The organism is Actinomadura sp. NPDC048021 (genome assembly GCF_040653135.1).
Taxonomy (GTDB): domain Bacteria; phylum Actinomycetota; class Actinomycetes; order Streptosporangiales; family Streptosporangiaceae; genus Spirillospora; species Spirillospora verrucosospora.
The window spans coordinates 1-15,283 of record NZ_JBEZJQ010000033.1 but is presented as its reverse complement, the minus strand read 5'-3'; the positions used below and the strand labels follow the sequence as shown (position 1 = coordinate 15,283).

The 15,283-nt window shown below is 73.3% G+C and carries 15 protein-coding genes; 5 read left to right on the top strand and 10 right to left on the bottom strand.

What is annotated here, in order from left to right:
- Positions 1-20: 20 nt before the first annotated feature.
- Entirely contained in the window at positions 21-1,115 is a 1,095-nt protein-coding gene (locus AB0C87_RS37275; protein WP_360581559.1) for a nitronate monooxygenase, read from the top strand.
- Here AB0C87_RS37275 and AB0C87_RS37270 read toward each other — a convergent pair.
- On the bottom strand, positions 1,112-1,732 hold the full coding sequence (locus tag AB0C87_RS37270) for a TetR/AcrR family transcriptional regulator (protein ID WP_360581558.1): 621 nt from the start codon (positions 1,730-1,732) through the stop codon (positions 1,112-1,114). The genes AB0C87_RS37275 and AB0C87_RS37270 overlap by 4 nt on opposite strands.
- A 68-nt stretch (positions 1,733-1,800) precedes the next feature.
- On the opposite strand from AB0C87_RS37270, the gene AB0C87_RS37265 reads away from it, so the two are divergent.
- A complete protein-coding gene (locus AB0C87_RS37265; RefSeq protein ID WP_360581557.1) occupies positions 1,801-2,382 on the top strand; it encodes a peroxiredoxin-like family protein in 582 nt (193 codons plus the stop codon).
- A gap of 32 nt (positions 2,383-2,414) precedes the next feature.
- Here the strand turns inward: AB0C87_RS37265 and AB0C87_RS37260 are convergent, their stop codons facing one another.
- The 7 genes from AB0C87_RS37260 to AB0C87_RS37230 form a co-directional block, all read right to left on the bottom strand.
- Positions 2,415-3,395 (bottom strand): zinc-binding dehydrogenase, encoded by a 981-nt coding sequence (locus AB0C87_RS37260; protein WP_360581556.1) that lies wholly within the window; start codon positions 3,393-3,395, stop codon positions 2,415-2,417.
- Entirely contained in the window at positions 3,395-4,405 is a 1,011-nt protein-coding gene (locus tag AB0C87_RS37255) for an aldo/keto reductase (RefSeq protein WP_360581555.1), read from the bottom strand. The genes AB0C87_RS37260 and AB0C87_RS37255 overlap by 1 nt, the downstream gene beginning before the upstream one ends.
- Before the next feature lie 104 nt (positions 4,406-4,509).
- Positions 4,510-5,370 (bottom strand): helix-turn-helix transcriptional regulator, encoded by an 861-nt coding sequence (locus AB0C87_RS37250; protein WP_345187381.1) that lies wholly within the window; start codon positions 5,368-5,370, stop codon positions 4,510-4,512.
- A 62-nt stretch (positions 5,371-5,432) separates the two neighbouring features.
- Positions 5,433-6,635, bottom strand: coding sequence for a CaiB/BaiF CoA-transferase family protein (locus AB0C87_RS37245; RefSeq protein WP_360358247.1), 1,203 nt, complete (start codon positions 6,633-6,635; stop codon positions 5,433-5,435).
- Positions 6,632-7,810: an acyl-CoA dehydrogenase family protein gene (locus AB0C87_RS37240; RefSeq protein WP_345187376.1), complete on the bottom strand. Its 1,179-nt coding sequence runs from the start codon at positions 7,808-7,810 to the stop codon at positions 6,632-6,634. The genes AB0C87_RS37245 and AB0C87_RS37240 overlap by 4 nt, the downstream gene beginning before the upstream one ends.
- 13 nt (positions 7,811-7,823) lie before the next feature.
- Positions 7,824-8,624, bottom strand: coding sequence for an enoyl-CoA hydratase/isomerase family protein (locus tag AB0C87_RS37235; protein WP_360581554.1), 801 nt, complete (start codon positions 8,622-8,624; stop codon positions 7,824-7,826).
- A gap of 65 nt (positions 8,625-8,689) precedes the next feature.
- Positions 8,690-9,379 carry a GntR family transcriptional regulator gene (locus AB0C87_RS37230; RefSeq protein WP_345187370.1) on the bottom strand — a complete coding sequence of 230 codons (690 nt, stop codon included), beginning with the start codon at positions 9,377-9,379 and terminating at the stop codon, positions 8,690-8,692.
- A gap of 125 nt (positions 9,380-9,504) precedes the next feature.
- Here AB0C87_RS37230 and AB0C87_RS37225 point away from each other — a divergent pair, with 125 nt between their 5' ends.
- Complete coding sequence (locus tag AB0C87_RS37225; protein WP_360581553.1) at positions 9,505-10,656, top strand: acyl-CoA dehydrogenase family protein; 1,152 nt, start codon at positions 9,505-9,507, stop codon at positions 10,654-10,656.
- Between the two features lie 47 nt (positions 10,657-10,703).
- Here the strand turns inward: AB0C87_RS37225 and glpK (AB0C87_RS37220) are convergent, their stop codons facing one another.
- Entirely contained in the window at positions 10,704-12,230 is a 1,527-nt protein-coding gene (glpK, locus tag AB0C87_RS37220) for a glycerol kinase GlpK (RefSeq protein WP_360581552.1), read from the bottom strand.
- A gap of 81 nt (positions 12,231-12,311) precedes the next feature.
- Complete coding sequence (locus AB0C87_RS37215) at positions 12,312-13,079, bottom strand: IclR family transcriptional regulator (protein WP_345187363.1); 768 nt, start codon at positions 13,077-13,079, stop codon at positions 12,312-12,314.
- A 246-nt stretch (positions 13,080-13,325) separates the two neighbouring features.
- Here AB0C87_RS37215 and AB0C87_RS37210 point away from each other — a divergent pair, with 246 nt between their 5' ends.
- Positions 13,326-14,153: an MIP family channel protein gene (locus AB0C87_RS37210; RefSeq protein ID WP_353834719.1), complete on the top strand. Its 828-nt coding sequence runs from the start codon at positions 13,326-13,328 to the stop codon at positions 14,151-14,153.
- A gap of 42 nt (positions 14,154-14,195) precedes the next feature.
- The coding region (gene glpK / locus AB0C87_RS37205; RefSeq protein WP_360581551.1) for a glycerol kinase GlpK at positions 14,196-15,283 on the top strand (1,088 nt) is incomplete at its 3' end.

Sequence of the window (15,283 nt, the reverse complement as noted above, 5' to 3'; positions counted from 1 at the left end):
CCTCCTCGCAAGGAGCAGGCGTGAGCGGGGCGGGCGCCGGGCAGGTGCTCGACACTCCGCTGACCCGGCTGACGGGTGTGCGGCACCCGGTCGTCCAGACGGGCATGGGATGGGTGGCCGGGCCGCGGCTCGTCACGGCCGTGGCGAACGCGGGCGGGCTCGGCGTGCTGGCGTCGGCGACGATGACGCTCGACCAGCTCGCGGACGCGATCCACGAGGTCAAGGAGCGCACGGACGCCCCGTTCGGGGTCAACCTGCGGGCCGACGCCGGGGACGCGGGCGACCGCATCGACCTGCTCATCAAGGAGGGCGTGAAGGTCGCCTCCTTCGCGCTCGCGCCCAGGCGGGAGCTGATCGCCAAGCTCAAGGACGCCGGGCTCGTGGTGATCCCGTCGGTCGGCGCGCGGCGGCACGCGGAGAAGGTCGCGGGCTGGGGGGCCGACGCCGTCCTGGTGCAGGGCGGAGAGGGCGGCGGGCACACCGGCCCCGTCGCCACCACGCTGCTGCTCCCCCAGGTTGTGGACGCCGTCGACATCCCGGTGATCGCGGCCGGCGGCTTCTTCGACGGGCGCGGCCTCGCCGCCGCGCTCGCCTACGGCGCCGCGGGCGTCGCGATGGGCACCCGGTTCCTGCTGACGTCCGACAGCTCGGTTCCGGACGCGGTCAAGCAGGTCTACCTCCGGACCGGCGAGACCGTGGTGACGCGCCAGGTGGACGGCATGCCGCACCGCGTGCTGCGCAGCGGCCTGGTCGACGCGCTGGAGGACTCCGGCCGCGTCGGCGGGCTCGTCCGGGCGCTGCGCAACGGCGCCCGGTTCAAGAAGCTGTCCGGCATGTCGTGGCGGGAGATGATCGCCGACGGGAAGGCGATGAAGCACGGCAAGGACCTGTCGTGGTCGCAGGTCCTGATGGCCGCCAACACGCCCATGCTGTTGAAGGCCGCCATGGTGGACGGCCGGCCCGACCTCGGCGTGATGGCGTCGGGGCAGGTCGTCGGCGTGATCGACGACCTGCCGGACTGCGCCGACCTGATCGGCTCCATCGTGCGGCAGGCGGCCGAGGCCATCGCCGCGCAGCGCTCGTACCTGGCGGGCGACGGGGCCCGCAACGGTTAGGACGGGCCTTCGCCCAGGCCGCGCAGCACGGCCGCCAGGCCCCCGCGGAACTCCTCGTCGGGGCCGATCCGGCGGCCGTGCCGCGCGGTCCGCGACAGGTGGGGGAACGCGTCGGCGGGCAGCCCGGCGAGCACGGCGGTCCCCTCCCCCTCCAGCCCGCCCAGGTGCTCCAGCTGGATCGCGCCGACGATGTAGGCGATCAGCGCGCGGAGCGCGATCGCCGCGCGCGGGCCGGCGAAGCCCGCGTCGGCGAGGATTCCGGCGACCGTCTCGCCCCAGCAGAGCGATCCCGCCGATTCGTGCCTTCGGGTGAGCGTCAGCGGCATGATCGCGGCGTGGGCGCCGAACGCGTCCCGCAGCCGCAGGGCCATCGTCTCGACCCGCGCCTCCCACGGCCCGGCGGGCGGCGGCGCGGCGTCGACCTCGGCGTAGACCAGGTCGACGACCAGCCCTTCCAGTTCCTCGCGGTCGCGCACGTACCGGTAGAGCGCCATGGTGCTCATTCCGAGCTCCTCGGCGACGGCGCGCATGGAGAGCCCGGCGAGGCCGTCCCGGTCGATGACGGCGAGCGCGGCTCCCGCGAGCCGCTCGGTGCTGAGGGAGCGTGGTCGAGGCATGGCGCTTGACAGCGTATGACATACGCTTACCCTCGTAGGCGTACGTCATACTCCTAAAAGGACCGCCCATGCATCTGGCACCCGGTTCCCATGTCCCCGCGCGGGAGCTGACCCCGGTCTCCGGGCCGCCGGTTCCCGTCCCCGACCCCGGCCGCCTCGTCCACCTGCAGTTCCGCCGGTTCGCCGGCTGCCCGATCTGCAACCTGCACCTGCGCTCGATCGTGCTGCGGCACGGCGAGATCGAGGCCGCCGGGATCAGCGAGGTCGTGGTCTTCCACTCCACCGCGGAGGAGCTGCGCGAGTACGTCGGCGACCTGCCGTTCCCCGTGGTCGGCGACCCGGCGAAGCGGCTGTACGCCGAGTTCGGCGTCGAGTCGGCGCGGCGCGCGCTGCTCGCCCCGCGCGTGTGGGGGACGGTCCTCCGCGCCGTCGTCCGCGGCACCTGGGACGTCCTGCGGCGACGCGAGCGCGCTCCCAGGCTGCTGCCCGACGGCGGCCGCTTCGGCCTGCCCGCCGACTTCCTGATCGGCTCCGACGGCAGGCTCGTCGCGGCCAAGTACGGCGAGCACGCCTACGACCAGTGGACGGTCGACGAACTGCTGGCCCTGGCCGCCCAGGCCCCGGCCCCCGGCCGGAACGCGGCGCGATGACCGCCCGCAGGCCGGGGGACGACTCCTGAAGGTCAGCCCTTGACCGCCAGGACGAGCTTGCCGGTCGTGGCGCCCGACTCGATGCGCTCGTGCGCTTCGGCCGCCTGCTCCAGGGGCAGTGCCTCGACCTGGACCCGCAGGTCGCCGGACGCGGCGGCGGCGACCGCGCGGCGCAGGGCGCGTCCGGCGTCGGCCGGCGCGACGCCCGCGAACGCCGCGAGGTTGAACCCGGACACCGTCTTGTTGGCGAACCACAGCTCGTTCGCCGACATGCCCACGTCGTCGGCGCCGGACGCGTTGCCCATCACGACCATCCGGCCCATCGGGGCGAGGGCGTCCAGGCTCGCGCGGCGGGCGGGGCCGCCCACCATGTCCACGACGATGTCGAACCCGCGCCCGCCGGTGAGGCCCGCGACCTCGCCCGGCAGCGCGTCGCGCAGGACGACGTCGTCGTAGCCGAACCCGCGCGCGGTCTCGATCTTGGCGGGGCCGCCGACCGTGCCGGCCACCCGGCCCGCGCCGAGCAGCCGGGCGGCCTGGCCGAGCTGGCTGCCGACGCCCCCGGCGGCCGCGTGCACCAGCACCGTCTCGCCCGGCTCGATGCGCGCGACCCGGTCCAGGACGAGGAAGGCGGTGGCCCCGTTGGACGGGACGGCCGCCGCGACGTCCAGCCCGAGGTCGAGGCCGTCGAGCGGCGCGACGAGGTCGGCGGAGGTGACCGCGACCTCGGCGTAGCCGCCGCTGTCCACGATCGTCAGCGCGGCGACGGGCTGGCCCCTGCGCAGCCCCTCCACGTCCGGCCCGACCGCCCGGACGTGCCCGGACACCTCGATGCCGGGGACGAACGGCAGCGGCACGTTCACGACGCCCCGGCGGTAGAGGACTTCGGCGAAGTTCGCGCCCGCGTACGCCACGTCGATGGACACCTGACCCGGCCCGGGCTCGGGGATGGACACCTCGGCCTGGCGCAGCACGTCCGCGCTACCGAACTCGGGAATCGTGACGGCCCGCATCAGTAACGCCCCCCGACGGCCGCGGGGACGCCGTCCAGCTCCGCGAGGTCGGCCTCGGTGAGGTCCAGGCCGGCGGCGCCGGCGTTGTCGCGCAGGTACTTCGGCTTCTTGGTGCCGGGAATCGGGATGACGTGCTCGCCCTGCGCCAGCGTCCAGGCGATGGCGACCTGGGCCGGCGTGGCGCCGTGCCGCGCGGCGACCGCCTTGACCACCTCGACGATGCGCAGGTTGGCCTTCAGCGCCTCCTCCTGGAATCGCGGGTTGCCGCCGCGGAAGTCGGTGTCCTCGAAGTCGGCCGCGGTGACCGTCCCGGTGAGGAAGCCGCGGCCGAGCGGCGAGAACGGCACGAACACCGCGCCGTTGGCGGCGCACCAGCCGACCACGTCGCCCGGCCCGTCCCCCGTCCCGGAGGCGTCGCCCGGCAGGGTGCCGGCCATCCCCCCGGGCGCCCCCACGGCGTCGCGGGTCCACAGCGACAGCTCCGACTGGACGGCGGCGACCGGGTGGATCGCGTGCGCCTCGGCGGCCTGCGCGACGCTGACCTCCGACAGGCCCAGCCTGCGGACCTTGCCCTCGGCGACCAGTTCGGCCATCGCGCCCCACGTGTCGGCGAGGGGCGCCCGCGGGTCGACCCGGTGCAGGTAGTAAAGGTCGATCACGTCCGTCCCGAGGCGGCGCAGGCTGTCCTCGGCGGACGCCTTCACATGCTCCGGCGTTCCGTTCCGGACGAGTTCCCGGGTGGCCGGCGACTCCACGACCAGGCCCGTCTTGGTGGCGACGACCGCCTCGTCCCGGCGCCCCGCCAGCGCCCGCCCGACGAGGGCCTCGTTGTGGCCGTCGCCGTAGGGCTGCGCGGTGTCCAGGAACGTCACGCCGAGGTCGAGCGCCTCCCGGATCAGCGCCACCGAGGCGTCGTCGTCGCGCTCGGACTCGCTGTAGGCCCAGCTCATGCCCATGCACCCGAGGCCGACGGCGCCCACCGGCGTGCCCGCGAAGTCCCGCGTCCTCATGATGTCTCCTTCGTTCCTCATGAGGACGATCGTGCTGGACGGACCGGAGGGCGAACAGACTCTGCTCATCCTGGGTGTGGGACCACCACCCTGGGCGGGCCGGGTCAGCCCGCGGCGGCGAGCTCGCGGCGCGCCATCAGCCGTTCGAGGCGCTCCTGCGTGCCGGTGCCGGGGCGCGGGTTGTGCAGCACCAGGTGGTGGCCCGGACGGTCGGCGAGCGGCAGCAGCGTGCCCTCGAAGACCAGCTCCCCCGCGTCCGGGTGCCTGATGCCCTTGACCGCCTGGGCGCCCGCGCTCACCTCGTGGCGGGGCCACAGCTCGGCGAACTCGGGACTGACCGCCAGCAGGTCCTCGACGATCCGCTCGAACTCGGGGTCATCGGGGTAGCGGGCGGCGTCGGCGCGGAACCGCGCCACGACGTCGGGCGCGGCGGCGGCCCAGTGGGTGTGCATCGACCGGTACCGGACGTTGGTGAAGTAGGTGACCAGGCAGTTGTGGTCGGTGTCGCCGTACCCGAACACCTCGCGGGCCGCGTCGTTGATCGCGACGAAGTTCCAGTGGCGGTCGCGGACGTAGGCGGGGCGCGGGGACCAGGCGTCCAGCACCCGCCGCAGCTCGGGCGTGATCGGCACGGCGGGGCCGGCCTCCGCCCGGGGCGGGTTCAGCCCCGCGAGCAGGTACAGGTGCTCGCGCTCGGCGCCGTCCAGCCGCAGGGCCCGCCCGATCGCGTCGAGGACGTCCCCGGACACCTTGATGTCGCGGCCCTGCTCCAGCCACGTGTACCAGGACACCCCGACCCCCGCGAGGACGGCGACCTCCTCGCGGCGCAGGCCCGGCGTCCTGCGCCGTCCCCCGTCGGGCATGCCGACGTCGCCGGGGGCGAGGCGGGCGCGGCGGGTGCGCAGGAAGTCGCGCAGTTCCTCCCTGCGGCGACCGGGGGCTGAGGCGGGGGTCTGACTGGCCATGCCGCCACGATATCCGCCGGCCTTCGGGGCGTCGCCGTCGGAGACCGGCGCCGGCGCGGAGGTCAGGCGACCGCGCCGGCGGAGCGCAGGGCCTCGATGGCGGCGTCGTCGCGTCCCAGCTCGCGCAGCACGGCGTCGGTGTGCTCACCGAGCGCCGGGATCGGGTCCATGCGCGGCTCGGCGTCGGCGAACGTGATCGGCGGGAGCAGGGCCCGGATGCCGCCGACCGGCGAGCCCACCTCCCGCCACCGGTCCCGCTCGGCGAGCTGCGGGTGGGCGACGAGTCCGTGCCCGTCGTTCAGGGACGCGTTCGGCACTCCCGCCTCGTCGAGCCGCCGCAGCAGTTCCTCCCGTCCCATGCGGGACGTGACGCCCGCGACCAGCGCGTCCACCCTCTCCCGGTTGCGGACCCTTGCCCGATTCGTCGCGTATTCGGGGTCCGTCACGAGGTCGGGCCGCTCCAGCACGCCGGCGGCCAGCGCCGCCCAGCCGCGGTCGTTCTGGACGCCGATCACCACGTCCGCGCCGTCGGACGTCGGGTAGGCGTCGTACGGGGCGATCACGGGGTGGCTCAGCCGCGTGCGCGGCGGCGGGGAGCCGGTGTAGAGCGTCGTGTACATCGCCTGCCCCATCCACTCGGCGACCGCGTCGAACATCGTGATCTCGATGGACGCGCCCGCACCGGTCGCGCCGCGCCGCACGAGCGCGGCGAGCGTCCCGGAGAAGGCGTACATCCCGGCCGCGATGTCGGCCAGCGGCGAGCCCGCCTTGACGGGCGTCTCCGGCGTGCCGGTGACCGAGATCAGCCCCGCCTCGGCCTGGACCAGCATGTCGTAGGCGCGCTTGTCCCGGTACGGCCCCCGCGAGCCGTAGCCCGACATCTCGACCACGATCAGCCGGGGGTCGCGGGCGCGCAGCTCCTCGGCGCCGAACCCGAGCCGGGCGGCCGCGCCGGGCGCCAGGTTCTGCAGGAACACGTCGGCGCGCGCGACCAGGTCGGCGAGCACCGCGCGGCCCTCCTCGCGCTTGAGGTCGAGCGCGACCGATTCCTTCGACCGGTTGAGCCACGCGAAGTGCGTGCCGAGCCCGCCGCGCACGCCCGTGTCGTAGGCGCGGGCGAAGTCGCCGCCGTCGACGCGCTCCACCTTGATGACGCGGGCGCCCTGGTCGGCCAGCTGCCGCGTGGCGAACGGCGCCGCGACCGCCTGCTCCAGGGCGACGACGGTGATCCCCGCGAGCGGCGGTCCGGCGGCCGCACCGGTCACCGCTCCTCCAGCAGCCGGCGGCCGATGACCATCTTCTGGATGTCGGCGGTGCCCTCGCCGATCAGCAGCATCGGGGCCTCCCGGTACAGGCGCTCGATCTCGTACTCCCTGGAGTAGGCGTAGCCGCCGTGGATGCGGAACGCGTCCTCCACGACCTCCTTGCAGTACTCGCTGGCCAGGTACTTGGCCATCCCGGCCTCCAGGTCGTTGCGCTCGCCGGAGTCCTTGCGGCGCGCCGCCATCACCATCATCTGGTGCGCCGCCTCGACCTTGGTGGCCATCTCCGCCAGGCGGAAAAGGACGGCCTGGTGCTCGGCGATCGGCTTTCCGAACGTCTCGCGCCGCCGCGCGTAGGCCAGGGCGAGCTCGTAGGCGCGGCGGGCCACGCCGCAGCCGCGCGCCGCCACGTTGACGCGGCCGACCTCGACGCCGTCCATCATCTGGTAGAAGCCGCGTCCGGGCGTCCCGCCCAGGACCTGCGCGGACGGGATCCGGTAGGAGTCGAAGAGCAGCTCGGTGGTGTCGACGCCCTTGTACCCCATCTTGTCGATCTTGCCGGGGACGGTGAGGCCGGGCGCGACCTCGCCGAAACCGGGCTCCTTGTCGACCAGGAACGCGGTCATGCCGCGGTGGCCGGCGGCGGGGTCGGTCTTGACCAGCGTCGCCACCAGGTTCGCCGAACCGCCGTTGGTCAGCCACATCTTCTGGCCGTCGATCACGTAGTCGTCCCCGTCCGGTACGGCGCGGGTCCTGATGGCCGAGACGTCCGACCCGCAGCCCGGCTCCGACATCGAGAACGCGCCCCGGATCTCGCCGGTCGCCATCCTCGGCAGGTAGTGCGCCCTCTGCTCGGCGGTGCCGTGCTGGGCGATCATCCACGCGACGATGAAGTGGGTGTTGACGATGCCCGACACGCTCATCCAGCCGCGCGACAGCTCCTCCACCACCAGCGCGTAGGTCAGCAGCGACTCCCCGAGCCCGCCGTGCTCCTCGGCGATGGTCAGGCCGAAGAGCCCGAGGTCCCGCATCCCGTCCACGATCGCCTGCGGGTAGGCGTCGGCGTGCTCCAGCCCGGTCGCGACCGGGAGGATCTCCTTGTCGACGAACGCCCGGACGGTCGCGATGATCTCCCGCTGCTCGTCCGTGAGCCCGTGGGTCTGCTGCAGCCTGCTCACGTCCCGGTCCTCCCTAGCGGCCCTCGAAGCGCGGCGGGCGGCGCTCGGCGAACGCGGCCCGGCCCTCGGTGAAGTCGGCGCTGGCGAACAGCGCTGTCTGTTCCTCCCGCTCCGCGTCCAGCAGGCGGTCCAGACTCTGGTCGGTCCGGGCGAGGAGGCGCTTGGCCGCGGCGACCGACAGCGGGGCGAGCGCGGCGGCCTCGGCGGCGCGTTCCAGCGCGGCGTCCAGGGCCGCGCCGGGCGGCGCCAGGGAGTCGGCCAGTCCGATCTCGTAGGCGCGCGGCGCGGGCACGGTCTGGCCGAACACCAGCATCTGCTTGGCGCGGCCCATGCCGACGCGCTGCGGGAGGGTCCAGAGCAGGCCGCCGTCCGCGACGAGGCCGACCTTGCCGAACGCGGCGACGAACCGGGCGTCCTCGGCGGCGACCACGTGGTCGCACACGGCGGCGAGGGACACGCCGAGCCCGGCGGCGGCGCCCTCGACCGCGGCGATGAACGGCGTCCCGCAGGTCGCGATGAGCCGGACGGTCTCGTGCACGGGGTCGAGCCGCGCCCGGACGGCGTCCGGTCCGGCGCGCGCCATCGAGCGGACGTCGCCGCCCGCCGAGAACGTCCCCGCCGCGCCGGTCAGCACCACGGCCCGGACGCCGGGGTCGTCCGCGGCGCGCCGCACCTCGTCCGCGAGCCGCTCGCGCATCGGGATGTCGATCGCGTTGCGGGCCTCGGGCCGGTTCAGCGTCAGCACCCGCGTCGCGCCGTGGTCGGCGGTGGCGACCACGGCGCCGCGCGCCGGTTCGGAGTCCCGGTCGTCCATCAACCCTCCTGGAAATTTTTTATACGATATGCGAACCGGAAAGCCGGGGAAAGGGTCCCGGTGGATCAGCCGGGCTGCTCGTTCCAGAAGCCCTGCGCCTCCAGGTGCACCACGAGCAGCGTCCCCGCATGCCGGATGTGGGCGCGCATCGCCTGCCGCGCCGCGTCGGCGTCCCCGGCTCGCAGCGCGGCCAGCACGAGGTGGTGGTCGTCGACCGACGCCTGCGTCCAGCCCTCGATGCTGGAGTAGAAGCGGCGCGGGGCGTACCGCACCACGAGCTGGAGCAGCCAGGACGTCTTGGGCGAGCCCGCGCACAGGTTGACGATCCGGTGGAACTGGTGGTTGGCGCGCTCGATGGCCGCGGAGTCGCGAGCCTTGGACGCCTCCTCCAGGAGCGCCTGCGTGCGGTCGAGCGACTCCAGCTCCGCCTCGGTGATCCTTCCGGCGGCGCGGGCGGCCAGCTCGCCGGCGAAGTACGCCTGCGCCTCGAACAGGTCCTGGACGTCCTGGCGGGTGAGCGGCGCCGGCATGAACCCGCGGCGCGGCTCCAGCGTGACGAAGCCCTCGCCGCGCAGCGACAGCAGGGCCTCCCGGACGGGGGTCACGCTGATCCCGAGGTCCTCGGCGATGCGCTCGAGTCGGAGGAACTCCCCGTGCCTGACCTGGCCCGACATGATGAGTTCGCGGACGTAGGCGGCCACCTCGTCGCTCAGCTGGCGGCGCCGGCCGAGGGCCCGGTCACCGGAAAGTGCCACTCTCATCGTCTCCCGTGCGCCTGGTGGTGGGTTCACATTATGGACGGGCGGCGGCCCGCCCTCCCGTTGACAGCCGGTATTTTCCTATCAAATATATGAAACACAGAACCGGAGGGGGTGGAGCCGTGTTCACGCTCAGCGACGAGGAGCGCGCCATCGTCGAGGTCGTCGCGGACTTCGTCGACAAGGAGGTCCGCCCGGTCGCCCGCGACCTGGAGCACGCGGGAACCTACCCCGCCCACCTCATCGACCGCATGAAGCGGCTCGGCGTCTTCGGACTCGCCGTGCCCGCACCGTACGGCGACGCCAACGTCTCCAAGGCCTGCTACGCGCTGGTCACCGAGGAGCTGGCGCGCGGCTGGATGACGCTCGCGGGCGCGTTCGGCGGGCACACGGTCGTCTCCCACCTGCTCGCCGTGTACGGCACCGAGGAGCAGAAGGACCGCTACCTGCCCCGGATGGCGACCGGCGAGCTGCGCGCCACGATGGCGCTCACCGAGCCGTCCGGCGGCTCCGACCTCCAGGCCATGGGCACGACCGCGCGCAGGGACGGCGACCGGTACCGCGTCGACGGCGCCAAGATGTGGATCACCAACGCGCGCACGTCCGGTCTCATCGCGCTGATGTGCAAGACCGACCCGGCCGCCTCGCCCCGGCACCGGGGCATCAGCATCCTGCTGGTCGAGAAGGGCCCCGGCCTGACCGTCTCCCGCGACCTGCCGAAACTCGGCTACAAGGGCGTGGAGAGCTGCGAGCTGTCCTTCGCCGGTTACGAGGCGCCGCTCGACGCGGTCCTCGGCGGCGAGGAGGGGCGCGGCTTCGCTCAGATGATGCGCGGCCTCGAAGTCGGCCGCATCCAGGTCGCGGCGCGCGCCCTCGGCGTCGGGCGCGCCGCCCTGGAGGACTCCCTGCGCTACGCCCAGCAGCGCGAGGCCTTCGGCAAGCCGATCTGGCAGCACCAGTCGATCGGCAACTACCTCGCCGACATGGCCACCCAGCTGCGGGCGGCCCGGCTGCTCACCCTCGACGCCGCCGAACGCCTGGACGCGGGCGAGCGCTGCGACATGGAGGCGGGCATGGCCAAGCTGTACGCCTCGGAGGCGGCGATGCAGATCGCGCTCAACGCGGTCCGCATCCACGGCGCGGCCGGCTACTCCACCGAGTTCGACGTCGAGCGCTACTTCCGGGACGCCCCGCTCATGATCGTCGGCGAGGGGACCAACGAGATCCAGCGCAACGTGATCGTCCGGCAGCTCGTCGAGCGGCACCGGGCGTAGGGCTGCACCGGGCTTAGGGCTGCACCGGGCTTAGGGCGGCGCCGAGCCTAGGGCGCCGCGGCCGGGTCCTCCCCCGCGCGGATCCAGTCGAACGTGCGCTCAACCGCGCGCTTCCAGTTGTCGTACTCGGCCGCCCTCCAGGCGGGCTCCATCGCCGGGACCCAGCGGGCGGCGCGGTGCCAGTTGCGGCGCAGCCCCTCCAGCCCCGCCCAGTACCCGACCGCGAGCCCGGCGGCGTAGGCGGCGCCGAGCGACACCGTCTCCACCACCATCGGCCGGGCGACCGGCACGTTCAGCACGTCGGCGACCATCTGCATGACCAGGTTGTCCGAGGTCATGCCGCCGTCGGCCTTCAGCTCCTTCAGCGAGAGGCCGGAGTCGGCGTTCATCGCGTCCACGACCTCGCGGGTCTGCCAGGCCGTCGCCTCCAGCACGGCCCGCGCCAGGTGGCCCTTGGTGATGTAGGAGGTCAGGCCGACGATGATGCCCCGTGCCTCGCTGCGCCAGTGCGGGGCGAACAGCCCGGAGAAGGCCGGGACGATGTAGCAGCCGCCGTTGTCCCCGACGGTGCGGGCCAGCGTCTCGATCTCCGGCGCCGTGCTGATCAGCCCGAGGCCGTCCCGGAACCACTGGACCAGCGCCCCGGTGATCGCGATCGAGCCCTCCAGCGCGTACACCGCGGGCTCGTCACCGATCTTGTAGCCGACGGTGGTGAGCAGCCCGTTGTCCGACCTCACCGGCGTGGTGCCGGTGTTCATCAGCAGGAACGCGCCCGTCCCGTAGGTGCACTTGGTCTCGCCCGGCGAGAAGCACGCCTGCCCGAACAGCGCGGCCTGCTGGTCGCCGAGGGCGGCGCCGACGCGCACGCCGGGGAACACGCGGCGGGCCGTCCCGTAGGTCTCGGTGGACGACCGGATCTCCGGCAGCATCGCCTTCGGCACCCCGAAGAAGTCGAGCAGGCCGTCGTCCCAGGACAGGGTGCGCAGGTCCATCAGCAGCGTGCGGCTGGCGTTGGTCACGTCGGTCACGTGGACGCCGCCGTCGACGCCGCCGCTGAGGTTCCAGATCAGCCAGCTCTCCATCGTGCCGAACAGGACCTCGCCGCGCTCGGCGCGCTCCCGCAGGCCCGGCGTGTGGTCCAGCATCCAGCGCACGCGCGGGGCCGAGAAGTAGGTGGCCAGCGGCAGCCCGCTGCGCTCGGTGACCATCGCGGCGCCGGGGGCGCGGGCCAGCTCGTCCACGAGGGGGCCGGTCCGCATGTCCTGCCAGACGATGGCGCGGCCGATCGGGACGCCGGTCAGCCGGTCCCACAGGACGGTCGTCTCCCGCTGGTTCGCGATCCCGACCGCCGCGACCTGGCCGGGCGTCGCGCCGGCCTGGGCGAGCGCCTCCGGTGCGATGCGCTCGAGATTGCGCCAGATCTCCATCGGGTCGTGCTCGACCCAGCCGGGCTTCGGGAAGTGCTGCCGGTGCTCGCGCTGCGCCACCGACACCAGGCGGCCGCCGTGGTCGAACAGGATGCACCGGGTGGACGTGGTGCCCTGGTCGATCGACATCACGTACCGTTCGGTCACGGTCGGCCCCCTCCCCCAGGACGCGCCTCCCCACGCCGCCGCGGCGGCGTCGGGACGGACGGCGAGACGGACGGCGGGGCGTCACCAGCGCGAGCCGCCGAGATCCCGTGAGACGGCGCGGGCGGCGTCGCGCACGTAGGCCACGAGCCTCGGGTCGGGGACGCGGCGGGAGTCGCAGATCCGCTCGACCGCGCCGGAGATGCCGATGGCCCCGACGACGAGCCCGCCGTGCCCGCGGATCGGGGCGGCGATCCCGGCCTCGCCGATGGACAGCTCCTCGGCCTCGGCGGCCCAGCCGTTCTCCCGGACGCGGGAGGCGGCCCGTGCGAGCTCCTTGGGGTCGGTGACGGTGCGCCGGCAGTAGGACTCGAGGACGGTGTCGCGGATGGACGCCGCCGCGTTGGCGTCGTGCGCGAGCAGTGCCTTGCCGAGCGCGGTGGCGTGCAGCGGCAGCAGCGAGCCGACGTCCATGGCCTGGAGGGTGTCGTCCGGGCGGAACACGTGGTGGACGACCAGGACCTTCCCGTCCAGCAGCGTCCCGATCCGGACGGCCTCGCCGGTGCGCGAGGCGAGCGCGTCGGCCCAGTTGATGGCCCGGGACCGCAGCTCGTTGACGTCCAGGTAGCTGGTGCCGAGGTGCAGCAGCGCGGCGCCGAGCTGGTACTTGCCCGTTCCGCCGTCCTGCTCGACGAAGCCGACGCGCTCCAGGGTGCGCAGGATGCCGTGCGCGGTGCCCCGGGCCAGGCCCAGCGAACTGGCGATCTCGCCGACCCCGAGCCGTCCCGAGCTCGCCGCCAGCAGGCGCAGGATCGCGGCCGCCCGCTCGATCGACTGCACAGGTCCGGGCATGGAGCCGATGGTAGGTCCACCGGCGACATGCCGACAATGTCGGCAGCCGCCGCGATCATCGTCCGATGCGTCCTGAACTGCCCGGATTGTGTGATCTGGTGCACAGGGTGGAGGGTAACCGCCGCCGCGCCGGGACGAAAGTGTTCGACATTGTCGGCAGGCTCCCGTTGTCAGGCGTTCCGTCCCGGCTTACCGTCCAGCCAGCCTCACGGGGCTCGCGTCCACCCCACCTCCCGAGGAGTACCCATGGCGGAACGCACCCGAATCCCCGCACTGGCCGGCGAGCTCGCCGCCGAGTTCGCCGGCACCCTGATCCTCATCCTGTTCGGCGTCGGCGTCGTCGCCCAGGTCGCCGGAGCCGAGATCGGCGACCACGACAGCATCGCCTGGGCCTGGGGCCTCGGCGTCACGCTCGGCGTGTACGTCGCGGCCAGGATCAGCGGCGCCCACCTCAACCCCGCCGTCACCGTCGCCCTGGCCGTCTTCAAGGAGTTCTCCTGGCGCAAGACGGCGCCCTACATCGCCGCGCAGACCGCGGGGGCGTTCGTCGCGGCGCTGATCGTCCGCTGGAACTACAGCGAGGTGCTGGCCAAGGTCGACCCCGGCCACACCATCAAGACCCAGGGCGTGTTCTCAACCCTGCCGGGCAACGGCACGCTGCCGGTCGGCACCTGGGGCGCGTTCCGGGACCAGGTGATCGGCACCGCCATCCTGCTCTTCGTGATCAAGGCGCTCACCGACGTGCGCAACTCCCCGCCGCTGGCGAACCTGGGCCCGTTCATGATCGGCCTGCTGGTCGTCGCGATCGGCATGGCATGGGGCACCGACGCCGGCTACGCGATCAACCCGGCCCGCGACTTCGGCCCCCGGCTCGCCTCGTTCCTCACCGGCTACGGCACCGCCTGGCGGGACCAGAACGGCGACCTGTACTTCTGGGTGCCGATCATCGGCCCGCTCATCGGCGGCGTGCTCGGCGTCGGGCTCTACAAGGTCCTGATCGGACGGTTCCTGCCCCCCGCCGAGGAGGACCCGCAGGGGCTCACGAAGCCCGAGCCCGAGTACGAGGCGGCGTGAACCGCCCCGTCCCGTCCACCACGACTCCAGGAGAACGCGCGCATGGCTGACTTCGTCGGGGCCCTCGACCAGGGCACGACCAGCACCCGATTCATGATCTTCGACCACGGCGGCAACGAGATCGCCCGCCACCAGCTCGAACACGAGCAGATCCTGCCCCGGGCCGGCTGGGTCGAGCACGATCCCACCGAGATCTGGGAGCGGACGCGCTCGGTCATCCAGTCCGCCCTGAACAAGGCGAACCTGTCACACGGCGACCTGGCCGCGTTCGGGATCACCAACCAGCGCGAGACGACCGTGGTGTGGAACCGGCGCACCGGCCGCCCCTACTACAACGCGATCGTCTGGCAGGACACCCGCACCGACCGCATCGCCGCGGCCCTGGAGCGGGACGGCAAGGGCGACCTCATCCGCCGCAAGGCCGGCCTCCCCCCGGCCACGTACTTCTCCGGCGGGAAGATCCAGTGGATCCTGGAGAACGTCGACGGCGTCCGCGAGGCCGCCGAGAAGGGCGACGCGATCTTCGGTACGACCGACTCGTGGGTGCTGTGGAACCTCACGGGCGGGACGGACGGCGGCGTGCACGTCACCGACCCCACCAACGCCAGCCGGACCATGCTCATGGACCTGGAGACCCTCTCCTGGGACGACGAGCTTCTGGCGCTGTTCGGGATCCCGCGCTCCATGCTGCCGGAGATCAAGCCGTCCTCGGCGCCCGACGCCTACGGCACGACCCGCGCGAACGGCCCGCTCGGCGGCGAGGTGCCCCTGACCGCAGCGCTCGGCGACCAGCAGGCGGCGACGGTCGGGCAGGTGTGCTTCTCCCCCGGCGAGGCCAAGAACACCTACGGCACCGGCAACTTCCTCCTGCTCAACACGGGAGAGGAGCTCGTCCGGTCGAAGAACGGGCTCCTGACGACCGTCTGCTACCAGTTCGGATCCGAGAAGCCGGTGTACGCGCTGGAGGGTTCGATCGCGGTGACGGGGTCGGCGGTGCAGTGGCTGCGCGACCAGCTCGGCATCATCTCCGGCGCTGCGCAGAGCGAGTCGCTGGCCCGGCAGGTCGACGACAACGGCGGCGTCTACTTCGTCCCGGCCTTCTCCGGCCTGTTCGCCCCCTACTGGAGATC